The following is a 20,799-nucleotide window of genomic DNA, read 5'->3' as shown; positions in this document are numbered from 1 at the left end:
GCTGCCTCAGAGCGGCATGTGGTCGGTCGAGAACTCGTAGCGGGCGCCGTCGGAGTTGACATCGAATTTGCCTGCCTTTGCGCCATCGGCGTAGATGTCGTACTTCGCAGCCCGAGCACCGGCAGTGTAGGGATCGAACTTTGTGCTGTCAGCCAGAACCGGGGCAGCCGACAAGGCGGCGGCGATGGCGGTGATGACGATCAAGGTGTAGCGGGTGGCGTTCATGATTTCCCTCTCTCTTTTCTCTTTTCTCTTTTTTTCCGAGCGACCCGCCAGTGATGGAGTTGCTGCGTTGCGGTATCGCATGGATTGAAAGATAAGGGTTTTCCCGAAAGCGACAAAGAGGGAACTCAGCAACAGACGGTTTCCCGTTACGCAACAATCACCTGGTCGAAATCATGGCATGCCCGGTCAAGCCCCCTTCCTCGTTGGCCTTCCCACCTTAGCCAACGGTAGATTCTCCAGTCGCTCGGCGATGACGTCGCGCAACGCTTGCGATGCGCCCATCTTCTCCAGAAGGCCTGGCCAATGCGCGTGGGCCATGGACACGGCCTCCTTGACCGCGGCTGTAGCGATCCGCCTGGGGATGCCGGCCTTGTCCGCGATATCTTCATAAAGATCCATGGTCTCCTTGCGCTGGATCTCGTCAATCGCAACGTTCTGACCATAGGACGTGAAGTTGGGCAAGGCAGCGACGCACACGATGTCGTACGCCGGCGAGAGCTCCGGCAGCTTCCGGTCGCGGTAGATCACCGAGAAGTTCTTCAGATGCGCGTCGCTATTGCCGATCAGCGTATTGACTGCCTGGCGCAAGAAGAACTGTCGTACGTTCTCAAATCCCTTCGGGCTGAGCCGGTACAGTGCCGCCAGTAGCCGAATGTACTCTTCACGCTTTGCGTACTTCCTGTTGGGCATCCGGCCGAGCATTTGACAGCCGTCCTCCGCATGGAGAAGGCCACCGTCGGCGGCGCGATCAAAGCGCTCCACCGCCAGGTAATGCAAGCCCTTTCCCATCAAATCTGCCAGGTCCGGCACGTCGATACTCGACATGGGAAGAACCTGGATCGGGGCGATGTTCACTCCGGCCGCCGCTGCAAGATGCATCGACACGTATTCGTTGAACACCTGGGAATCGTCATTCTTCGCCGGCAGCTTGGCGATGATGTCGGATACCTTCCCCTTAGTCGGGAGGGTGTACCGCTCGCCCTTGCGCATCGTCGAAAGCGCCAGCTTGTTCTGGACACCCGAAACCGACGCCGCGCCTTCCGTCGCGCCTTCGACTACCGCGATCTCGAGGTTGTCAGCGCCGCCCGTCACGCCGTAGGTGCGCACGTATCCCGGCAGTGCGCGGACATCGGCCGGCTTCACAACGATGGCGCCCGGCAAATCGTTGCCAGCGGAGGCCAGAACGCCAAAATCGTCCTTGTCCTCAGGATTCGTTCGGGTGGACTCAAGGCGCTTGCGCAGTTCGCCCTCCGGCAGCAACCCGGCAAAGTACGGGGGAAGCTCGCCGCCCGTGTTGTAGATCGCGGGGTGGAACGCGTTGTCGAACACTGCCGACGTGGCTTCCCGGCCAATCTCTGTTGGCAGAGTAATGGACAAGCTGAGCGTGTAACGCTCGTTGTCGCCACGGTATTCGTCCGTGGGAACGAAGCGGGTATTCCCACCCGCTTCACAAAGGAAGCCGCAGAGCCGCCCATGAAGGTGAACCTCCAGGTACCGGGGGTGCAGTTCAAAGCTCATTATTTGCTCACCAGGTAATCCAGTGTGGACCGAGCAGTGCGATCCGGACCGCTACCTTTGCCGTCGAGAACCTGGCGTACCTCAGCCAGCTTCTCCTTGGGCACCAGTACCCACTCGGCATCCATGGCAGCGGCCAGCGATTCGAAAGTCGAGGCCCGGCTATCCTTTTTCCCCCGCAGGATAGTCGAGAGGTTTTGCGCTGCCATACCGATCATCCGGCTCAGATCGGCGATGGTGATGCCGCGGCGATTGCGCAGGGTCTGCGTCTGCGAGAGTAATGACATAGCATACTTTTTGCGCTGGAAACTCTTCCATAGTATGTGGCTTCAATCGCCGCCGGACAAGAGAGATACACGCTATCGAATGCATGTACGCCAAAATCCATGCAATAGGTGGTGGACAAAGCGCAAACTAGCCCTTGCGAAGTGACTGAGCCGGAAAATACTATCGAATACCTCCTTTACCAAAACAATGCAATAGCATTGCTTTTTCACTTATACATGCTCCCTACAGCACAACGTACGCCGAAAGCCTAAGAGGCGGCCCGCTGGAGACCTCCGCACTTAGTGCAATGTCTTCAACCGGTTGTTTGCCGTACGCGCGCCTTCCGTACCGGGATATTTGGCCACCACCTGTTCCAGCGTTTTGCGCGCGGCCGGCTTCTGACCGGATTCGAGCTGGTTATTGGCCACCGCGATCATGGCGTCCGGCACCTTCGGATGCGTCGGGTTCGCATGGATCATTTGCTGTAGCACCCAGGTGGACCCCTTATAGTCGCGCTGCGCGTATAGCGAGTTGCCGAGCCAGTACTGCGCCAGCGGCACGTACGGGCTCTGCGGATACTTCTTGATAAACGACGAGAACGAGTTCCCCGCGCTCTTGAAGTCGCCCGCCTGGAAATGCCTGAGCGCGGCGTCGTATTCGGGCTTCTCCCCCGGCGCCGATGTCCCTTGGCGGTCTTCGGCCGAAGCCTGCTGCGGCTCGCGCGTCTTCAGGCGCCCATCAAGGTCGGCGTAGTAGTCCTTCTGCTGCTTCTGCAGGGTCGTCACCGTGTTTTGCAGCACTTCGTTCTGGCCGCGTAGCCGCGCCACTTCCTGGCGCAGGCCTTCGAGCTGGTTCTGGAGGTCGAGCGTGGTGCGGCTGTTCTGCTCGATGCGCTGGGTCGCAGTCGCCTGGAAACTGTTGAACTGGTCACGCAGGTTGATGACCGTCCTGCGTGCCTGGTCATCGTCGAACGCTCCGGCATGCGCCGGCGCGGTTGGCAGGAGGCCGCCGCCAGCCATAGCGGCGAGCCACAACAGGGTGAGAACGCGTACTTTCATAAACGGATCGTGGTTGGTTGTGTCAGTTAGCCTCGTCACATCGGCGGGCGGGGGGGCAAAGGCCGAATGCATCTGCGGGCCTGTCCAGCCCGGCATAACTCCTCGCTCTGCCCGCATTGACCGCCAGCTTGAGCCACGAAAGCCATCTCCCCTGCCCGTCCCGGGTCAGCCCGTAGCTGGCCACCTGATACTGGATCCAGCGAATCTTCGCCGTCCGCTTAGTGTTCGTGGTCATCGCTGCTGCTATCGATACTGTCGCCGCCGTCGGCGGACGGTGCCTGTACGCCCGGATCCGGCTGCTGTGGGTGCTGGGCCTGGTTCCCTGCCGGCGCTTGCCCGCGACCCTTCCCCCGTCGCCGACTGCTGTCCCGCTCGTGCAGCGCCCCGCGCAACTCCGCCAACAGCTGAGGCACGAGCGCCGCCTCGGCTTCGGCGCGCTCGGCGCGTCGCTGTGCCGCCGCCAGCTCGGTGCCCATCCGCTCCTGCTCGAGCGCCTGCCGGCCCTGCGCCTGTTCGGCGGCCGAAAGCCGGTCCGTGAGCGCTACGACCTGGGCTTCGAGCCGGGCGCGGACCTCGGCCTGCGACACCGCGGCGTCGCGGGCTTCGCTGCGCGCCGCCGCCAGTTCGCCGCGCAACTCTTCGGCGGTGCGGTCGCTCTTCTGGCGAGCCGTGCGTTCCTGGTCGAGCTCACGCAGCGCGCGCCGCTCGCTCGCCTCGGCCCGTTCCTGGGCAATGACCACCTGCTCGCGCGCACGCTCGAGCTCGGTCGAGAACTGGGTGCGCAGATCCGCCAGCTGACGGCCCGCCGCCTCCAGCTCGCTCCGTCCCGCTTCCCATCGCGCCCGCGTCGCGGCGTGCGCCTGGCGCTCGGCCGCCAGTTCGACCTGGACCGCTTCATGCGCCTGCCGGGCCTCGCCCAACTGCGCCGAGATCGCCAGTGCGTCCTCGCGCGCCGCTGCTGTCTCGGCGCGCGCGGCATCGCGCCCGGCCTCGGCCGCATTCGCCGCGTCGCGGGCTTCCGCCCGGAGCGCCGCCAGCTCGCTGCTGGCGGCTTCGTTGGCGGCCTGCCAAATCGTCTTGATGGCGTCGGCGGCGACTTCTTTCAACGCATCGGGCAGATCCGGGTGGTCAATCGTGACACGGGTGCGCCCGCGCAACTCCTGCCAGAACTGCTGCAGCACCTCGGCGGGCGTGCCCATGCTGCCCTTGCGCACCAGGCTGTAGAGCTTGTTGGCGGTGGGCGTCACGCCATAGCGAAAGAACAGCAGGCCGCAGACTTCCCGGTACAGCGCCCGGGTTTCGGGGAAGCGGCCGCGCAGTTCGGCGAGGTCGGCTTGCAGGGCGGAATCGGTTAAATCCAGGTCGGCAACGGGCATTGGAAGGTCAAATCGGCTCGATCTGTATATATTACTACGTAATACGTTATTTATTTTGATCGATGCGAATTTTCTTAGACATAAGTGTTCTTATGTCTATAATAACGTCGAGATCACATTTCTCCCCTTGCCCTCGCTATGCAACCCGCCTTGGATGTCCACTCCCCGGTCGCCCGCGCCCTCGCCGCCATCGTGCCTGTACCGATCGAGCGCTTGCACCTGCCCATCGAGCTTTCTGGTGCTCAGGGCACGAATCGGGCGCCGGCGCGCGGGTCGCAGATTGCAGCGTCGGATGATTTGGCCGCTGTTGCCGCCTGGCTCGCGCGCTATGCCAACAGTCCGGCCACGTTTCAGGCCTATCGGCGCGAAGTCGAGCGGCTCGTGTTGTGGGCCACGCTGCAACGCGGGAAGCCTCTGTCGTCACTGACGCATGAAGATTTGCTGGCCTACGAGCACTTCCTCGGCGACCCCCAACCCGCCGCGCGGTGGGTGCTCGGCGCCGGCAAGAAGCTCGCGCGCAACCACCCCGGCTGGCGCCCGTTTGCCGGCCCGCTGTCGCCGGCGAGCACGCGCCAGGCCATGGTCATCCTCAATGCCTGTTTTGCGTGGCTTACGGAAGCCGGCTACCTGTCAGGCAATCCGCTTTCGCTGGCGCGGCGCCGGCGCGGGCCGACGCAGGCCAGGATTACGCGCTACCTGAGCCACGCGTTGTGGGATGCGGTCAAGGAAGCCATCGAAGCGATGCCGACCGGTACCGAGCGCGAGTGCCTGCACGCGGCGCGCTGCCGTTGGCTTTGCACGGTGCTGTATCTGGCGGGTCTGCGCGCCTCGGAAGTCGCCGGCACCACCATGGGGGCCTTCTTCTGCCGGCGCGACGCCCAGGGGATTGAGCGCTGGTGGCTGGAGGTCGTCGGCAAGGGCAGCAAGCCGCGGCTGGTCCCGGCGACCGACGAACTCGTTGCCGAACTCGCCCGCTACCGGCGCGCGAATGGCTTGCCGCCCATGCCGCAGCCCGGGGAAGATCGGCCGCTGGTGTTGCCGGTGATCGGCCGCGCGAACCCCGATAAGGCGATGTCGCGCGGCGCCCTGCATCTGGTCCTCAAGGAAGTGTTCAGCATGGCGGCAGAGCGCTTGCGCGCGCGCGGGCCGCAATGGGCGGCGCAGGCCGATGTGCTGGCCAGCGCGTCGGCACACTGGCTGCGGCATACGGCGGGCTCGCACATGAGCGACCGGCAGGTGGACCTGCGCCATGTCCGCGACAACTTTGGCCACGCGTCGATCTCCACCACCAGCATCTACCTGCATACCGAAGACGATGCGCGGCATGAGGCGACGCAGGAGCGGCATCGGATTGGCTGGACCAGCAAGGCATGAGCAGTGTCCGCCCCTACCTGGACGCCTCGGCGCTGCCTTGCGCGCCTTGTGACGATGCAACATTTAATGCAAAATCCCCTGAAATCTGAACGCAGCGGCACCGGCGGGCGGCTGCAGTCTGCCACGCAGGCGCGCCTTGCAAGTCTCGCTGCTGCCATCCGCGTTGATGACACCAAGGGGTGTGGCGCACCGGCCCAAGCTTCACTAGAGACCTCGCTGCGTTTCACACGCTAATGCAATGACGCCGGACACCTCTCTCGAAAAGACCTCCCAAAGCATGGACGGGGGCGACGACTGCCCCTTGCGCTGGTTCGATGCGGATCTCGGTGCGTTCGAATCGCTCGAGCGGCTGATCGCCGAGCATCCGGCGGATTTTTTCGCCGGCAAGAGCTTTGAACCGGTAGGCGCTTGCCACACACGCGAGGCGGTGTTTGCGTCGGTAGAACTGCCAGAGACGCCGACATCGCCGCAAGCGCATGCCGATCATCTGCTCCATGACGTGTTTCGGCACGTGATGCCCGTGGCATCGCCGACCTTCGTCGGACACATGACGTCGTCGCTGCCATCGTTCATGCCTTCTCTGGCCAAGGTGGTCGCTGCGCTGAATCAGAACGTCGTGAAGCTGGAGACGTCGGGTGCGCTGACCGGGCTCGAGCGCCAGGTCGTCGGCATGCTGCACAAGCTGGTGTTTAGCCAGGACAGTGCGTTCTATGGCAGATGGCTGCACGATGCCGATCACGCGCTTGGCGCCATCTGTTCTGGTGGCACGGTCGCCAACCTCACCGCCTTATGGGCGAGCCGCAACAAGCTGCTGGGCGCGCGTGATGGCTTCGCCGGCATCCATCGTGCCGGCATGGTGGCAGCGCTGCGCCATTATGGCTATGACGGCCTCGCGATCGTCGTCTCGGAGCGCGGCCACTACTCGTTGGGCAAGGCAGCCGATGTGCTTGGCATCGGGCGCGACAATCTCGTGCCTGTCGAGGTCGATGCGGAAGGCCGCATGCGCATCGACTTGCTGCGCGACACCATGCGTGACCTGCAGCAGCGCAACATCCGGCCGATGGCGATCGTCGGCATAGCGGGGACCACCGAGACAGGCTCGGTCGATCCGCTGGATGCGATTGCGGATATTGCGCAGGAGGCCGGCTGCCATTTCCACGTGGATGCAGCATGGGGCGGCGCAACGCTGCTGTCGGAGCGCGAGCGCTGGCGCTTCGCGGGCATCGAGCGTGCCGATTCCGTCGTCATCGATGCGCACAAGCAGTTCTACGTGCCGATGGGCGCCGGCATGGTGCTGTTCCGCAGCCCCGCGTGGACGCAGGAAATCATCCAGCATGCGAACTACATCGTGCGCAAGGGCTCGGTGGACCTGGGCCGTCATACGCTCGAAGGCTCGCGTGGCGCGGCGGCTGTCATGCTTTACGCGAACCTGCATCTGCTCGGTCGCAAGGGTTTGGCGCAGTTGATCGACCGCAGCATCGACAACGCCCACTACTTTGCTTCGCTGATTGCGCAGCAGCCGGATTTCGAGCTCGTCAGCCATCCGCAGCTTTGCCTCCTGACCTATCGTTACTTGCCTGAGACCGTGCGCGCAGCACTGGCAACGGCTTCGGAGGACAAGCGCGAGAAGATCCTGGATGCGCTCGATGCGTTGACCGTCAGCATCCAGGAAATGCAGCGCGATGCCGGACGCTCGTTCGTGTCGCGCACGCAGTTGACGTCAACACAGTTTGCAGGGCGCCCGATTGCGGTTTTCCGCGTGGTGCTGGCCAATCCGGATACAACGCATGCCATCCTGCAGGACATCCTTGACGAACAGCGCATGCTGGCGGCGGCCAGCCCATGCATGGCTGCGCTGATGGCTCTGGTGGAAGCCAGCGGCAGGCTTCAGCGCTGACGCTGGCGCGCGTCAGTGACTTTCCTTCGGCCGGGATACCGGACCCTCAAAACGAGTCGCCAGCCATTGAGAGAACACTCGCACGCGCGCCGATAGCTGCCGGTTCTGCGGATACAGCACGGAGACAGGCATCCGTGGCGGCGGGCTGTCAGGCAAGACGATGCGTAGCCGGCCATCGGCCAGTTCTTTCTCGATCCGGTACCGCGGCACTTGTACGAGCCCAAGTCCGGAGATTGCGGCGCCCGTATAGAGATCCGCCCCGGTCACCGAGATCTTCGACGTGAGCTGCAAATCGACGGTTTCCTCGCCAACGTAGAAATCCAGGGCGCTCGGCCGCCCTGTCGCGCTGGAAACGTAGTTCACGGCGTAGTGGTGCTTGAGATCATCCAGCGTGTTCGGCACGCCATGCCGCTCAAGGTATGCCGGGCTTGCCACGGTGACCTGTTCCAACAACGCGATCTGCCGCCCGATCAGGGACGAGTCCTGCAACACGCCGGCACGCAGTACGCAGTCCACGCCTTCCCGAACCAGGTCCACCAGCCGGTCGTCCTCGCCGACATGCAAGGTGATGTCCGGATACTGTGCCAGGAACTCACCCAAGGCCGGCATGACGAAATGCCTGGCAAGTGTCCCCTGCAGGTTCACCCGCAGCAAGCCCTTGGGCGGCGCGTCGCGAAACGAATTCTCCGCCTCTTCCAGGTCGGTCAGAAGGCGCAAACAGCGATGGTAGTAAGCCTCGCCGTCGTGCGTCATTCGCACCTGACGGGTGGTGCGCTCCAGCAGCCTGACGCCGAGGCGCTGCTCCAGCCGCTTGATGAGATTGGTCACCGTCGCGCGTGGAATCTGGAGATCCTCCGCCGCCAGCGAAAAGCTGCGCCGATCGGCGATCCGGACAAAAACCTGCATTTCCTGAAAACGATCCATCAGCGCCAATTGTTGAGCAACGACATAACGTGCGGCGCCCAGATTCGCAGGCCCTGCCGCAAAAATGCAGGATAGATCAATCCCGGGAGAAAGTTAAAGCAAATGGAATTGTGATCGCAATTTACACGTAATTATCTTTGACGGTGAACAGTCCAGAATCCTTCTCACCCCCCTGACCCAAGGATTCAGACCATGACGACCAGTTCCAAAGTTGCCCTGATCACCGGCGCCTCCCGCGGCATTGGTGCCACCATTGCGCGCCGGCTGGCCAGTGACGGTTTCGCCGTCGCCATCAACTACGCATCCAATGCGGCCGAAGCCGACGCCCTGGTGGCCGAGCTGGCCCAGGCTGGCGTCTCTGCCATCGCGGTCAAGGCCGACGTTTCCAGGGCTGATCACGTGCATGCCATGTTCGCCACCGTCGAAGACCAACTCGGCAAGATCGACGTGCTGGTCAACAACGCCGGCGTCCTCAAGACCGCTCCGCTGGCGCAGACCAGCGACGAGCTGTACGCGCAGAATTTCGCGATCAATACCCAGGGTGTGTTCAATACCCTGCGCGAAGCTGCCACGCGCCTGAACGATGGCGGGCGCATCATCAACCTGTCGACTACCAGTTTGGCGCTGAACCTGCCCGGCTACGCTATCTACAACGGCACCAAGGCCGCAGTGGAAGCCTTCACCCGTGTTTTCGCGAAGGAACTGCGCGGCCGCCGCATCACGGTCAACGCGGTGGCGCCCGGTCCGGTGGCCACGGACTTGTTCCTCAATGGCAAGACTGACGAGCAGATCGACACCTTCGCCAGGATGCCGCCGCTGGAACGGCTGGGCCAGCCCGAGGACATCGCCGGTGTCGTGGCATTCCTGGCCGGCAAGGACGGCGCCTGGGTCAATGGACAGGTGCTGCGCGCCAATGGTGGCGTTGCCTGATCCCGACAGGTCCGGCGGCTGGCGGCCCGGTCATGCAGTTCCTGGCGATCGGCCGATAGCTTCGTGGGCTCGGCCATCGCGGAGCGTCGAATCCATGTACCCTGCCAGGGTGGCGCGGCAACGGTGGGGGGGCGAACCGCGCAGGCTTGCACCTTGGAGATCCACCCCGTCCCGGAGGTTGCGACATGGCCATCCAGCTCAATCACACCATTGTGTTTTCCCGCGACAAGAAGGCGTCAGCCGACTTCCTCTGCGAGATCCTGGGACGTCCCGCGGCGGTCCCCTTTGGACCGTTTCTTACCGTACGGCTGGACAACGATGTCACGCTCGACTTTATGGACGCGGAAGGCGATGTGGCCATGCAGCACTATGCCTTCCTGGTCAGCGACGCCGAATTCGAGCAAGGTTTCGCCCGCATCCAGGCGCGCAATCTGAAGTACTGGGCGGACCCCTACCGTCGCCGCCCCGGCGAGGTCAACACGGACGGTGGCGGCCGCCGGATTTACTTCGAGGATCCGAGCCAGCATTTTTTGGAGATCTTCACGAAGGCATAGGTCGCATGCTCGTGGAGAGGCGCGCAGAGCACAGATGCGCGGCCTCGGCGAAAACCAGAGCGATCGCGATCAATCCGGCACCCACGATACTGAGGTATTGCCGGTCGATGAACAGCAGCACAATGCCCCCGAGAACACCTGAGCAGGCCAGCCCGCCGTAGGTAGCCGTATTGTTAAGGGCCAGCAGCAACGGCGCCATGGGAGGCGCGATTTTTACCAGCCGGTGCTGTTGCGGCACAATCAATCCCCATCCGACCAGCCCCCAGGCGACCAAGGAGACTGCGGCGGTGACCATGTATGCCGAAGTCCATGGCAGCGCACAGAAATTGAGAATGCCGATGCAAAGGCCTGCATTGATGATCTTGCGACTGTCGAAGCGGTCAACGAGGCGGCCGGCAAGCATGTTCCCGACTGTCGCGGCGCAGCCCCAGACGAGCAGCATGCCGGCCAGCACGCGTTCGTCGCCGCCGGTCACCCAATCCAGCACGAGTCCGGCATAGGTGTAGACCATCAGGAAGCCGCCGAACGCAAACAGGGACGTGAGCAGGGTCAGGGCAACGCGGACGTCGCGCAGGGGCGTCAGCCTATCGCGCAGCGAGATTCGCGCAGGCTGAGGAACCGAGCGCAGCATGGCCCCGATCCCGATCATCGCGATCAGCCCCAGGAGCGCGACGAACCAGAGCGTGGTTCTCCAACTGCCGAACCCACCGATGAACGTGCCGATCGGGGCGCCCAGCGCCGTTGCGCCCGCGAGGCCGGCGGTCACCGTGGCAAGCGCGCGCCCTCTCCTCTCAGGAGCCGCCAGTAACGTGGCGACACCCAATGCGGTAGGAGAGAACATCGCCGCGCCAAGGCCCGCCAGCGCGCGACTGAACAGGACCGTGTTCAAATCCGTCGCAAGGGCTGTGATGGCATTGCCAATGACGAAGATGCCGAGCGCGGTGACCAGCAGCAGCTTTCTTGGCCACGCCCCCGCGACAGCCGCCATCACCGGCGCCAGGATTGCATAGGACAGCGCATAGACGGTGACCATCTGGCCCGCGAGGCTCGGGGTCGTGTGCAGCGATGCAGCGACGTTCGGAAGAATGCCGGCAACAACGAAGTTGTCCGTTCCCATGGCAAACATGCCGAGGGCCAGCATCAGTAGTCGACGATCCATTTGAATGACCTTTACTGGAATGACGTTTACGTGGATTGGGAAGTGGGTGCGCTACCAAGGCCTTTCCCAAAGCTGCTGAGTCAGTGTTCCGTGGGCCGCCTCGATCATGGCACCCGCGTGCAACAGCCGCATTTCGCGGAATGCCGGCGCAACGAGCTGGACGCCGACAGGCAATCCCTGTGACAGCCCTGTCGGGACGTGCAGCCCTGGCAACCCACACACGGCAACCGCCATAAGCGGGCTCTGTATTTCCAGCAAGCGACGCATTTCATCGACTGAGCCCTGATCTGCGCCCCACGGCAGTGGCTGGCGACACGAGGTAGGCATGAGCACCAGCGGATGGCGCTGGAACAAGATATTCCAGCTGCGGCGCATTTCATCGCGTGAAGCGATTGCTGCGGCATACCCAGCCAGGCTTGGCACAGGCGCGCAGGCGGCCATGTTGCGGACCGGCGTACTAATGGTCGCGTCGCCAATTGCATCCACGGCGGCAAGCATGCCCAGGTTGCATTCGGACATGACGATGCTTTCCCACAACTCCATCCCGCGCTTGAGGTCTGGCAACGCGACGCGTTCGACCGTGTAACCTGCATCGATCAGCGCCGCGGCGGCCGATGAGAGCGCTTGTTGAATCTCCGGGCTGATATCGATGCCACGGATCTCGTCTACCAGCGCAACGCGTGTTGGCGTCTCATCGTCATCGTAATTCAGGCGGGCATCGACCCAGACCGGGTCAATGCCGCCGTCGCTAGCCATCGCCTCCAGTCCGAGCCGCGCATCCGAAACCGTGCGTGCGATTGGGCCCTGCGCAGACATCGCCTGAAGTCCAAAGAAGCGCTGTGGCGCAGTGGCCTGGAATCCGGGGATGCGTCCCGTAGTTGCTCGCAAGCCGACGACACCGTTGACAAACGCCGGATAGCGGATGGATCCCGCAATGTCAGTGCCATGCGCGATCGGCCCCATCCCGCTCGCTACCGCAGCACCGGCGCCCCCGCTTGAGCCGCCCGAGGTGACTGCCGGCGACCATGGGTTATGAGTTCGTCCATAAATGGGGTTTTCCGTGAACCAGCGGAAAGAAAGCGGCGGAGCATTTGTCCGTCCTATGACCACGGCCCCCGCACGGCGCAGGTTGGAAACCACGCCACTGTCCGCTTCAGCAATGCGATCAAGCCACAGCGGATTTCCATTGCTTGTCGCCTCACCGGCGACGTCAACGTTAAGCTTGATCGAGACCGGCACGCCGGCAAGCGGCCCCAGTGGATCGCCGGCCTGGCGCCGCCGGTCGAGCGCACCGGCATCCGTCAACGCGTGCTCCCTGTCCATATGGACAATGCCGTTGATCATGGGATTGACTGCGGCGATACGCGCGTAGACGCTTTCCACCACTTCGACGGCCGAAACATCCCCTCGACAAACCGCAGTCGCAATTTCGGCGCCGGACCAGCGCCAGAGATCGTTCTCGGGTGCGTCGATCGTACAGTGGCTACTTTGCATTGGATTCGCTGACATTATTTGTTATCTCGTGTCCGCTGGTAACGTGAGAATCGTTGCGGACATTGATGGACACCAGAGCGAGCAACCCGCATCGTGCTCGCGGATCAAGTCTGCAGGCGTGCAGCGTCAGCCCGCGGCTCCAGATCCGTTGCACGGATTGAAGGCGAACTATTGGAGCGGTCAATAAAGGCAACGGCAATCATTGCTATGGCAGCCGGAATTGCCATCAGCAGAAAATTTTGATGCAACGGAAGTTGCATGCCGACCACGGTGCCAAGGATGACCGGCGCCGAGATGGCGCCAATCCGCCCGACGCCCGAACCCACGCCGATACCGGTCGATCGAATCGTCAAGGGATAATACTGACCCGCATAAGCGTAGACGACGATCTGCGTGCCAATCGTCGACGCACCGGCTACAAACAGAAGGAAATACAGCACTGGCGTTGATGACTTGAAGCCCAACAGTGCAATCGATGCCCCCGCCAGCGCAAACATGAAGACAAGCACAGTGCGTATGTTCATGCGGTCTGCAAGCATGCCTCCACCAACCGCGCCGAAGATTCCACCGATATTCAGAATGAGGACGAACGTCAGCGCCGATCCGAGGCTATACCCGGCGTTGGCCATGAGCTTTGCCAGCCATGAGCTCAACGCGTAAACCATGAACAGGCACATGAAGAACACGATCCAGAACATGAAGGTGCTCACGCCCCTGCCGTCGCCGAAAAGCGTGCGCAACGTGGTCCCGCCGCTTCGGTTGGCGCCAATGACGAACGCATCATCATGGCGAAGTACATAGGTGCCATCCAGCCGCGCACAAATCCGGCTCAACTCCTTCGTGCGATTGTGCTTGACCAGGTAGGAAAGCGATTCCGGAACATATTTCAAGATCCAGGGAACCACCAATACCGGCGCTGCCGCAGCATAGAAGACGGCTTGCCAGCCATAGGTCCCTATGAAGCCCTTGCCAAACATGGCGGCAATCATGCCTCCGACAGAGTAGCCGCTGAACATCACCGTCACCAACGTCGTCTTCCACCTGCGCGGGGAATACTCGGTCATCTGCGCCACGACCGCCGGCATCACCCCGCCAATCCCGATTCCGGCAATAAAGCGCGCAATGCCAAAGGCAATCGGGTCGCTGGCCAGGCCAGCCGCTGCGGTAAACACACTGAACAAGGACACGCAAAGCGCAATGGCACGACGCCGCCCGATGCGGTCGGCCAGGGACCCCAGCAACACCGCACCGCACATTGCCCCAAATAGTGCCGAGCTAACCATCATGCCGGCCCGGGTAGCGTCGACATTCATGTCTTTCATGATGGATGGCAACGCAATACCGGAGACTGCAAGGTCATATCCGTCAAATATGATGACCAGTGCGCACCACGCCAGAATCGATACGTGGAAGGAATTGAATTTCGCGTCGTCCGCGATTTTCAGTAAGTCAATATTTCGCCCGTTGTTTCTTTCGTTCACCTTTGTCTCCTGCTGTAATGCAGACTGCATGCAAAAGGAATCCACAATATGACTTCAATGTTGAAGTCAACATCGTTTTTCAACTTAGGGATTCCTCGATCCGGATGCCTCACCGTCCCTGACGAGAAGGACTATTTTTCAGGCGTTGATCAGCGTATGGCGATGGTTTTTTTGGTCTCGTGCCGGGAAATCAGGGAGCTGCCGTGAGCCAGACGCCGGATCCAGGAAGTGCGCGCGATAGTCCTGCGGTGAAATGCCCAGGTTTCTTCGAAATACCGAACGCATTCGGTGTGCCGTGGAAAAGCCACACTCATAGGCGATTGCCTTGATCGGCCTGGATGTTGTCTCAAGCAAGCTTCTGGCAGCGTCCAGCCGTACGGCTTCGACAAAGTCCATCACACTGATGTTGGACTCGCGCATGAAAATCCGCGTGAAGTGGCGCACGCTCATTCTCGCGACGTTCGCGAGAACGTTCAGCGACAGGTCCGCGGTCAAATTGGCAAACACGTACTCGTGCACGCGCGAAACCAATGAACTGGGCTCTACCGATGTATTGAGGTAAGGGCTGAACTGTGACTGGCCCCCTGCGCGATGCGTAAAGAGCAACAACTGCTTGGCAACTTGGATGGCTACCTCCCGGCCATGGTCTCTTGCCAGCAGATAGAGGCTCATGTCGATGCCGGCCGTCACGCCTGCGGATGTCACCAGATTGCCGTCCTGGATATACAGCCTGTCAGGGCTCACCACGGCCGTTGGACACTCCCGGGCAAGGCTCGCCGCATCATTCCAGTGGGTCGTGACATGCTTGCCATCGAGGACACCGGCTCTGGCCAACAGGAAGGTGCCGTTACAGATTGTGCAAATGCATGCTGAATTGACAGACGCCGACCGGATCCATGCATATAGGGAAGGCGCAAAGCTCTGTTGAGGCAACGTGGGTCCTCCGGCGATAAGCAATAGCTCATAGGCGCCATTGGATTCAGAAAACAAGCGATCCGGGTGGATTTCCAGTCCATTGGAGCAACGTATCCGTCCCGGTTCAGTTCCAAGAATTTCAAAGGAATACTGGTCTTCCGAAGAAAGAAAGCGATTGGCTTCCGCAAAGACATCAAGCGGCCCGGAGACATCCAGGCCTTGAACTTCGGGAAACACCAGGACAGCTGCGGTTTTCATGTCAACGTCGGTAAATCGGATAACGCACTTTCCACCTTTTGGCCTCTTGTCATCAGCCTTTAGAACGCGGAGCCTGACGCCGTCGCATCCGCCGCAGCCGGCGTGGCATGCTCGACCGGACCGTCATAAAGCCCGGAAAATCTGCCGTTCCGGCTTGCCTGTTCCAGGACGTCTTCCGGGACCAACGTGGCGAGCAGATAGGTTGAGTACCCGCCAAGAAGTACGGCCAGGAGAACGTATGTGACGGAAAGCAGCGCGAACATCGGCAACTCCGGTTCAGTAGCTTGAAGCAAGTGCGCTAAACCGTCCTTGCCGAGACGAAGCGCGACACGCGACCTGGCTCGTCGCTGACCCTGCATACCCATACGAGCCTTCAAGGGGAGTGTAGGCGTTACACGTCGCTTCCCTGATGCCAGACGGCAATCGAATCAGGCCAAAGGACGGTGGTTTCTGGTCCTGCCTGGCACAGAGCGCGCCCGGGTATTTCCGAAGTCACAGATAGTCCTCATCATCCAGCAGCATGTCCTCGAAGAACGCGCCGAATCGATTCTGGGGATCACGGATGTGGATCTCCAGGATCCAGCGCATCGCCGACGGGCTCGCATCGAAGTCGGCCAGCGAGCCAGTGTGGATGGTGGCGTGCGGGAAGTCCGACACGCGGTGACCCGGTAGATCGAAGTTGAGCTCCCAGCCCATCGACGTGGCAATACGGTCCGCTTCGGCATAAAGGTTCTGTCCGGTCAGGCGGTCGCGCTTCCAGATGCCGCGCATTTCGTGGAAGAGCGCCTCGGCATCGCGCGCACAACGCGCGTAGCTGGCATGTTGCCCGACCACAAACGATGCGCCGCCATCACCTTCCCAGGCGTCCAGACGCGGGGCGATGTCGATGAAGAAAATGTCGTTGTCCTGCAGGATCACCCCTGGCTCGGATGCCAGCTTCATCGGCTTGATGGTGTTGCGACCAAAGCGGACGCGCGCGGGATGCCAGCTCAGCGCAAGGCCGGCGTCGAGCATGACACGCTTCGCCATCTGAACGGCGTCTTCCTCGACCATCCCCGGTTTGACGCGAGCGGCGATCTCGGCAATCGCCTCACGGGTCTTCTTACGAGCCAGCAACATGCCATCGACGGAAAAGGCCGGCCCGACGCGCTCGGCCAGAGATTGGGTAACTTCACGCATTCTGTTCTCTCCTGTGAGAAGGCCGAAACGGCTTCGACCCTTGAGGGGAGAATTGTTCCTGCGCGCATGGCTGAAGGCAGCGTTGACGGACTGCTGGAACGTGCCAATCCGCGTGGTTTTCGTGCCAGTCTCCGTCACCCGTGAATTCTGGGTGTTTCTTGAGCCAAATGACGTGGAATTCCGGCCATGGCACGGCAAGCCTCGCGCCCGGGAGACCATTTCCGCTATCGTTTGGAGTTCAACGAAGTTCTCGTCCAGCGCCCTGGAAGCTACGCCCATGACTCGAACTGTTGCCCTGCTGGTCTTTCCCGGCGTGCAGGCCCTGGACGTCAGTGGTCCGATGGATGTGTTTGCCGAGGCGAACCGCTTCGTGCCCAGTAACGCGCGCTACGAGATCGAGGTCATCGGCATCGGCGAGGACGCGCTGGTTGCCTGCTCCAATGGCTTGCTGCTCAAAGTGCACCGCGCGTATGCCGACGTCGACCCATCGGACACCTGCTTTGACCTGATGCTGGCCGCGGGCGGGCCGGATTTGCCTTCGGCCGTCTGGGAAGCAGGTGCGTATGATTGGCTGCGACGCGTGTGCGCGGCCTCGCGCCGTTACGGTTCGATCTGCAACGGCGCTTTCGCCCTCGCGCGGGCCGGCCTGCTAGACGACCGCACCGTTACCACGCACTGGAATGATGCGGAATCGCTCCGGCACCTCTGCCCCACGACCCGTGTGGAGGCAGACAGGATCTTTGTACGTGACAGCGAACTTTATACGTCGGCCGGTGTGACGGCTGGCATCGACCTTTCGCTATACCTGCTCGCACAGGACCATGGCGACGATGTGGCACTCAGCGTCGCCAGACGGCTGCTGGTGGTCATGCAGCGGGCGGGCGGCCAATCCCAGTTCAGTCCCTACCTGACGCCCTACGCGGAGCCGACCTCGCCGATTGCGCAGGTGCGCGAATACGTGCTGGCACACCTTGCGGACGACCTCAGCGTCAGCGTCCTGGCCGCCATCGCGAAAATGAGCCTGCGCAACTTCGCGCGGATCTTTGCGCGGGAAGCCAGGATGACCCCCGCCGCCTTCGTCGAAAGCGCCCGGGTCGATGCGGCACGGGTCATGCTCGAAAACGGCAAGGTTCCGCTCAAGCGCATCGCCTATGAATGCGGCTTCGGCGATCCCCACAATATGCGCCAGATCTTCAAACGACGGTTCGGTGTGTCGCCCCAGCAGTATCGCGCGACATTTTCCACGCCGGCAGAAAGCGCGGTCATTCCCGGGCCTTGACACCGACGTAGACCTCAAGCCACCGCCGTTTGGCCGGAATCGCCCCCCGGCGCAGATGCTATCGCTCGTCCGGCATCGCCATACTTGTCGTGGATGCCCGCAATCCCGCCCGCATCTATGCATCACACACAAGACGTCATGCTAAAGCGACTATTCCTTTCCACGCTCATTGCGGCGAGCTCGCTGCCCGCCTGTGCGGCCACCGCTGTTGCCCCCGCCATGCAATCGCCCGCCAGCCAGCAGACCACGCCAGACGATTACTTTCATACCGGTGCAGGCGCGCGGTATCTGCGTCGAGCCGATGCCGATCTCGTCGTTCAACCCTTGCGCGACAACATCACCGTCCTGATGGGCTCCGGTGGCAACATCACGGTGCTTTCCGGAAAGGAAGGCAAGTTCCTGGTCGACGCAGGCATCAGCAAGTCGAAGGAGAAACTGCGTGCCGCGCTTGAGAAGATCAGCCCCGCCCCGCTAAAGTATGTCGTGAACACGCATTGGCACTGGGATCACACCGATGGCAATGCCGACATGCATGCGGCCGGCGCCACCATCGTCGCGCAAGAGAATACCTTCCGGCATCTGACCGAAACCACGCATGTCAATGCCTGGAACTGGACATTCAAGCCAGTGCCGGACGATGCACGACCGACTTTGCTGGTCAAGGACCGGAAGATCTTCGAGTTCGCGGGTAGCCGGGTCGAAGTGGAAAACTTCGGCCACGGTCATACCGACGGAGATCTATGGGTCTACTTCGCGAAAGCAGATGTCCTTGTGCTCGGCGACACCTTCTGGAACGGCTTCTACCCCTATATCGATAACGAGGATGGCGGCAGCATCGACGGCGCGATTCAATGGGCCGACAAGGCGGTGGCGCGTACTACTGCGCATACGATTGTCGTTCCCGGGCACGGTGCGGTCGGCACGCGCGCGCAGCTGATCGAGTTTCGCGACATGCTGGTGACAGTCCGCAGCAGCGTGGCGATCCTGAAGCAGCAAGGCAAATCGCTTGACGAGATCATTGCTGCCAGGCCAACGGCCGCGTTCGATGCGAAATGGGGCAACTTTGTGTTCAACGGCGACCAGTTCACAAAGATGGTCTACGCCGGCTTGTAAGGACGATCAGCCGTTACCAAAGATCGTGTTCCTGCAAGGTCCTGATGGTGCCGGGCGCCACAACCGCTGTCGCTGTCGTGGCATCGCCCGTATCGAATACAACCTTTCTCGCACGAAGCAGCGGCTGGATGTGCCGCCACGGTACCTGTCCTGCCACTTCCTGTGATGCTGGCTGAACCACTTCGACGCACACTGGCTGCGCGTCGACCGGCGAACGTCTGATCGTCAGCTGGTAGCCAGTGGCCACCAGCGAAGCCAGGCGAATCTGGGCGTGTGTCAGGCTCATGATGGCGCCGGCTGGGATCGGGCTCAACCCACCAGCGCCTTGGTGGCCAGGTACAGCACGGAAGGCCCGAGCAGGCAACCCAGTCCCGTGTGAAACGTGGCCACCAGCGCGCCATAAGGCACCAGCCGCCGATCCGTGGCTGCCAGGCCGGCCGATACACCGCTGACCGTGCCGGCGAGGCCGCCGAACACCATGGCCGCGCGCGGGTTGTTCAGGCCCAGGAAGCCGGCCGCGAATGGCGTGCCGATCATTACGATGATGGCCTTGACCAGGCCCGTGGCAATCGACAGCGCCATCACGTCGGAACTTGCGCCCAGCGCCGCCCCCGTCACGGGGCCCACGATGTAGGTCACCGCACCGGCGCCGATGGTCGTCATGCTGACCGCATCGTTGTAGCCGAACGCCCGTGCTACCAACGCGCCGACGATGAACGGGACTATGGTGCCCAGCAGCAGGGACACGGCGCCTACCATGCCGGCCTTGCGTGCCTCGCGCACCTGGACCTCGAAGGCGGTGGCGACAATGGCAAAGTCGCGCAGCATGGCACCGCCCATCAGGCCGATGCCCGAGAACAGCGCGAAATCGGCCATCCCTTTTTCCTTGCCGGTCACCACGCCGCCGTAATACGCCAGCGCAAGGCCGATCATGATGGCGATGGCCGAGGCATGCAGGCGCCCTTTCGTAAGCCGTTTCGAGATCTGCGAAGACACCCACATCACGATGCCGACGGTGGCGAATGCCGTCACGAGACCGTTATGGAGCAGCACGTTATCGAACATTATGGCCGGAGCAGCGATAGTCATGGCGTTCTCCCACTTATTTTGAAGCAGCTTCGGCTGCCAACGGCGGCAGGGGCTCGTGGTCGCCGGTGCGGCTGAGCAGTGCAATCAGGCAGGCGCAAGCTGCCGCCGCCAGGATTGCCGACAGCAACGCCACCGGGCCGCCGCGCAACGCGGCCACCACGTTTTGCTGGGCCGCCATCGCCACCACCACGGGGATATACATCGCACCCCAGAACCCCACACCGGCCTCGGTCTCCTTCGGCATCAGGCCCCGGTCATGCAGGTAGAGCCGCAGGAATATCAGCAGCAGCATGGCGATGCCCACGCCGCCAACGTTCGACTTGACGCCGATGGCGGCGCCCAGCAGGTCGCCAAGGTAGAGGCCCACCAGATGGCAGATGGCCAGTAGCGCGGTTCCGTAGATGATCATGGTGTCTCCAGTTGCTGTTTTAGGCGCCGCCCTCAAGGGGGTCATTTGCAGTCAACTGTACGAATCGTGCTGGTGTGCATCAATCAACCAGCGACGCACGATCGTTACGGTGCGGTTAAGCGTTGTGTCGCAACACCCGCGGAGACAAGTGCGCTCCGGCACACTACATTCGGATACTGGAATATTGGGGAGTCGCCATCGCGTTCCAGGATGGCACGCTCGCGACTCACAAGAATGTCAGGTGGAAAACACCGAGCCCAGGCGATACCGCGTCACCGGACATGAGTGAGCAGTCCGCAATCG

The 20,799-nt window shown here is 62.0% G+C and carries 21 protein-coding genes; 6 read left to right on the top strand and 15 right to left on the bottom strand.

The features are described from left to right. Nucleotides 1-6: 6 nt before the first annotated feature. The 5 genes from K2O51_RS35670 to K2O51_RS20855 all read right to left on the bottom strand — a co-directional run bounded on the left by K2O51_RS35670 (nt 7) and on the right by K2O51_RS20855 (nt 4,441). Nucleotides 7-357 carry a hypothetical protein gene (locus tag K2O51_RS35670; protein WP_337902914.1) on the bottom strand — a complete coding sequence of 117 codons (351 nt, stop codon included), beginning with the start codon at nt 355-357 and terminating at the stop codon, nt 7-9. Nucleotides 358-411: 54 nt separating this feature from the next. Then, the gene (locus K2O51_RS20870) at nt 412-1,743 is read right to left on the bottom strand and encodes a type II toxin-antitoxin system HipA family toxin (RefSeq protein WP_011297793.1); all 1,332 of its coding nucleotides are present in this window, start codon (nt 1,741-1,743) and stop codon (nt 412-414) included. Then, nucleotides 1,743-2,027 carry a helix-turn-helix domain-containing protein gene (locus K2O51_RS20865; RefSeq protein ID WP_011297792.1) on the bottom strand — a complete coding sequence of 95 codons (285 nt, stop codon included), beginning with the start codon at nt 2,025-2,027 and terminating at the stop codon, nt 1,743-1,745. Before K2O51_RS20865 ends, K2O51_RS20870 begins: the two co-directional genes overlap by 1 nt. A gap of 279 nt (nt 2,028-2,306) precedes the next feature. Continuing rightward, nucleotides 2,307-3,065, bottom strand: a complete 759-nt coding sequence (gene ybgF / locus K2O51_RS20860; RefSeq protein ID WP_220631600.1) for a tol-pal system protein YbgF — start codon at nt 3,063-3,065, stop codon at nt 2,307-2,309. 218 nt (nt 3,066-3,283) lie between these two features. Further along, a complete protein-coding gene (locus K2O51_RS20855) occupies nt 3,284-4,441 on the bottom strand; it encodes a DNA-binding protein (protein WP_011297790.1) in 1,158 nt (385 codons plus the stop codon). 138 nt (nt 4,442-4,579) lie between these two features. Between K2O51_RS20855 and K2O51_RS20850 the strand changes: the two genes are divergently transcribed. Both K2O51_RS20850 and panP read left to right on the top strand, forming a co-directional pair. Then, the gene (locus K2O51_RS20850; protein ID WP_011297789.1) at nt 4,580-5,815 is read left to right on the top strand and encodes a tyrosine-type recombinase/integrase; all 1,236 of its coding nucleotides are present in this window, start codon (nt 4,580-4,582) and stop codon (nt 5,813-5,815) included. A gap of 238 nt (nt 5,816-6,053) precedes the next feature. Beyond that, entirely contained in the window at nt 6,054-7,712 is a 1,659-nt protein-coding gene (gene panP, locus K2O51_RS20845) for a pyridoxal-dependent aspartate 1-decarboxylase PanP (RefSeq protein ID WP_220631599.1), read from the top strand. A gap of 12 nt (nt 7,713-7,724) precedes the next feature. Here the strand turns inward: panP and K2O51_RS20840 are convergent, their stop codons facing one another. Further along, nucleotides 7,725-8,636 carry a LysR family transcriptional regulator gene (locus K2O51_RS20840; protein ID WP_011297787.1) on the bottom strand — a complete coding sequence of 304 codons (912 nt, stop codon included), beginning with the start codon at nt 8,634-8,636 and terminating at the stop codon, nt 7,725-7,727. A 192-nt stretch (nt 8,637-8,828) separates the two neighbouring features. Here K2O51_RS20840 and K2O51_RS20835 point away from each other — a divergent pair, with 192 nt between their 5' ends. Then, the gene (locus K2O51_RS20835; protein ID WP_220631598.1) at nt 8,829-9,566 is read left to right on the top strand and encodes an SDR family oxidoreductase; all 738 of its coding nucleotides are present in this window, start codon (nt 8,829-8,831) and stop codon (nt 9,564-9,566) included. Between the two features lie 185 nt (nt 9,567-9,751). Continuing rightward, on the top strand, nt 9,752-10,120 hold the full coding sequence (locus tag K2O51_RS20830; protein WP_220631597.1) for a VOC family protein: 369 nt from the start codon (nt 9,752-9,754) through the stop codon (nt 10,118-10,120). On the opposite strand, the gene K2O51_RS20825 is transcribed toward K2O51_RS20830, so the two are convergent. From K2O51_RS20825 to K2O51_RS20800, 6 genes are all read right to left on the bottom strand, one after another. Beyond that, nucleotides 10,107-11,279: an MFS transporter gene (locus tag K2O51_RS20825; RefSeq protein ID WP_220631596.1), complete on the bottom strand. Its 1,173-nt coding sequence runs from the start codon at nt 11,277-11,279 to the stop codon at nt 10,107-10,109. The two genes, K2O51_RS20830 and K2O51_RS20825, sit on opposite strands and share 14 nt — an antisense overlap. Nucleotides 11,280-11,330: 51 nt before the next feature. Further along, entirely contained in the window at nt 11,331-12,788 is a 1,458-nt protein-coding gene (locus tag K2O51_RS20820) for an amidase family protein (RefSeq protein ID WP_220631595.1), read from the bottom strand. Nucleotides 12,789-12,877: 89 nt separating this feature from the next. Further along, on the bottom strand, nt 12,878-14,284 hold the full coding sequence (locus K2O51_RS20815) for an MFS transporter (protein ID WP_049796416.1): 1,407 nt from the start codon (nt 14,282-14,284) through the stop codon (nt 12,878-12,880). Between the two features lie 108 nt (nt 14,285-14,392). Then, nucleotides 14,393-15,427, bottom strand: coding sequence for a GlxA family transcriptional regulator (locus K2O51_RS20810; protein ID WP_011297781.1), 1,035 nt, complete (start codon nt 15,425-15,427; stop codon nt 14,393-14,395). A 59-nt stretch (nt 15,428-15,486) separates the two neighbouring features. Beyond that, complete coding sequence (locus tag K2O51_RS20805) at nt 15,487-15,690, bottom strand: hypothetical protein (protein WP_140950077.1); 204 nt, start codon at nt 15,688-15,690, stop codon at nt 15,487-15,489. A gap of 229 nt (nt 15,691-15,919) precedes the next feature. After that, complete coding sequence (locus K2O51_RS20800) at nt 15,920-16,606, bottom strand: M24 family metallopeptidase (RefSeq protein WP_011297780.1); 687 nt, start codon at nt 16,604-16,606, stop codon at nt 15,920-15,922. A gap of 277 nt (nt 16,607-16,883) precedes the next feature. Between K2O51_RS20800 and K2O51_RS20795 the strand changes: the two genes are divergently transcribed. Further along, nucleotides 16,884-17,885 carry a GlxA family transcriptional regulator gene (locus K2O51_RS20795; RefSeq protein WP_220631669.1) on the top strand — a complete coding sequence of 334 codons (1,002 nt, stop codon included), beginning with the start codon at nt 16,884-16,886 and terminating at the stop codon, nt 17,883-17,885. A gap of 138 nt (nt 17,886-18,023) precedes the next feature. Further along, complete coding sequence (locus K2O51_RS20790) at nt 18,024-18,998, top strand: MBL fold metallo-hydrolase (RefSeq protein WP_245001943.1); 975 nt, start codon at nt 18,024-18,026, stop codon at nt 18,996-18,998. A 13-nt stretch (nt 18,999-19,011) separates the two neighbouring features. Here the strand turns inward: K2O51_RS20790 and K2O51_RS20785 are convergent, their stop codons facing one another. Genes K2O51_RS20785 through madL form a run of 3 tightly spaced genes read right to left on the bottom strand, consistent with a single transcriptional unit; the run spans nt 19,012 to nt 20,496 of the window. Beyond that, the gene (locus K2O51_RS20785) at nt 19,012-19,284 is read right to left on the bottom strand and encodes a hypothetical protein (protein WP_140950075.1); all 273 of its coding nucleotides are present in this window, start codon (nt 19,282-19,284) and stop codon (nt 19,012-19,014) included. Nucleotides 19,285-19,307: 23 nt separating this feature from the next. Continuing rightward, a complete protein-coding gene (gene madM, locus K2O51_RS20780; RefSeq protein WP_220631594.1) occupies nt 19,308-20,087 on the bottom strand; it encodes a malonate transporter subunit MadM in 780 nt (259 codons plus the stop codon). Between the two features lie 13 nt (nt 20,088-20,100). Then, nucleotides 20,101-20,496 (bottom strand): malonate transporter subunit MadL, encoded by a 396-nt coding sequence (gene madL / locus K2O51_RS20775; protein WP_011297775.1) that lies wholly within the window; start codon nt 20,494-20,496, stop codon nt 20,101-20,103. Between the last annotated feature and the right edge of the window lie 303 nt (nt 20,497-20,799).

The organism is Cupriavidus pinatubonensis, assembly GCF_019602855.1.
Lineage (GTDB): Bacteria > Pseudomonadota > Gammaproteobacteria > Burkholderiales > Burkholderiaceae > Cupriavidus > Cupriavidus pinatubonensis.
The sequence above is the reverse complement of the archived record's forward strand: the minus strand, read 5'-3'. Positions and strand labels throughout refer to the sequence as shown.

What these genes read in the sequence shown, in the direction of transcription:
- K2O51_RS20865 (WP_011297792.1), bottom strand. Translation starts at nt 2,027, where the DNA reads ATGTCATTACTCTCGCAGACGCAGACCCTGCGCAATCGCCGCGGCATC.
- K2O51_RS20870 (WP_011297793.1), bottom strand. Translation starts at nt 1,743, where the DNA reads ATGAGCTTTGAACTGCACCCCCGGTACCTGGAGGTTCACCTTCATGGG.
- K2O51_RS20830 (WP_220631597.1), top strand. Translation starts at nt 9,752, where the DNA reads ATGGCCATCCAGCTCAATCACACCATTGTGTTTTCCCGCGACAAGAAG.
- K2O51_RS20795 (WP_220631669.1), top strand. Translation starts at nt 16,884, where the DNA reads ATGACTCGAACTGTTGCCCTGCTGGTCTTTCCCGGCGTGCAGGCCCTG.
- K2O51_RS20850 (WP_011297789.1), top strand. Translation starts at nt 4,580, where the DNA reads ATGCAACCCGCCTTGGATGTCCACTCCCCGGTCGCCCGCGCCCTCGCC.
- K2O51_RS20835 (WP_220631598.1), top strand. Translation starts at nt 8,829, where the DNA reads ATGACGACCAGTTCCAAAGTTGCCCTGATCACCGGCGCCTCCCGCGGC.
- madM (WP_220631594.1), bottom strand. Translation starts at nt 20,087, where the DNA reads ATGACTATCGCTGCTCCGGCCATAATGTTCGATAACGTGCTGCTCCAT.
- K2O51_RS20785 (WP_140950075.1), bottom strand. Translation starts at nt 19,284, where the DNA reads ATGAGCCTGACACACGCCCAGATTCGCCTGGCTTCGCTGGTGGCCACT.
- K2O51_RS20800 (WP_011297780.1), bottom strand. Translation starts at nt 16,606, where the DNA reads ATGCGTGAAGTTACCCAATCTCTGGCCGAGCGCGTCGGGCCGGCCTTT.
- K2O51_RS20855 (WP_011297790.1), bottom strand. Translation starts at nt 4,441, where the DNA reads ATGCCCGTTGCCGACCTGGATTTAACCGATTCCGCCCTGCAAGCCGAC.
- K2O51_RS20825 (WP_220631596.1), bottom strand. Translation starts at nt 11,279, where the DNA reads ATGGATCGTCGACTACTGATGCTGGCCCTCGGCATGTTTGCCATGGGA.
- K2O51_RS20805 (WP_140950077.1), bottom strand. Translation starts at nt 15,690, where the DNA reads ATGTTCGCGCTGCTTTCCGTCACATACGTTCTCCTGGCCGTACTTCTT.
- K2O51_RS20810 (WP_011297781.1), bottom strand. Translation starts at nt 15,427, where the DNA reads ATGAAAACCGCAGCTGTCCTGGTGTTTCCCGAAGTTCAAGGCCTGGAT.
- panP (WP_220631599.1), top strand. Translation starts at nt 6,054, where the DNA reads ATGACGCCGGACACCTCTCTCGAAAAGACCTCCCAAAGCATGGACGGG.
- K2O51_RS20815 (WP_049796416.1), bottom strand. Translation starts at nt 14,284, where the DNA reads ATGCAGTCTGCATTACAGCAGGAGACAAAGGTGAACGAAAGAAACAAC.
- K2O51_RS20790 (WP_245001943.1), top strand. Translation starts at nt 18,024, where the DNA reads ATGCTAAAGCGACTATTCCTTTCCACGCTCATTGCGGCGAGCTCGCTG.
- K2O51_RS20820 (WP_220631595.1), bottom strand. Translation starts at nt 12,788, where the DNA reads ATGTCAGCGAATCCAATGCAAAGTAGCCACTGTACGATCGACGCACCC.
- madL (WP_011297775.1), bottom strand. Translation starts at nt 20,496, where the DNA reads ATGATCATCTACGGAACCGCGCTACTGGCCATCTGCCATCTGGTGGGC.
- ybgF (WP_220631600.1), bottom strand. Translation starts at nt 3,065, where the DNA reads ATGAAAGTACGCGTTCTCACCCTGTTGTGGCTCGCCGCTATGGCTGGC.
- K2O51_RS20840 (WP_011297787.1), bottom strand. Translation starts at nt 8,636, where the DNA reads ATGGATCGTTTTCAGGAAATGCAGGTTTTTGTCCGGATCGCCGATCGG.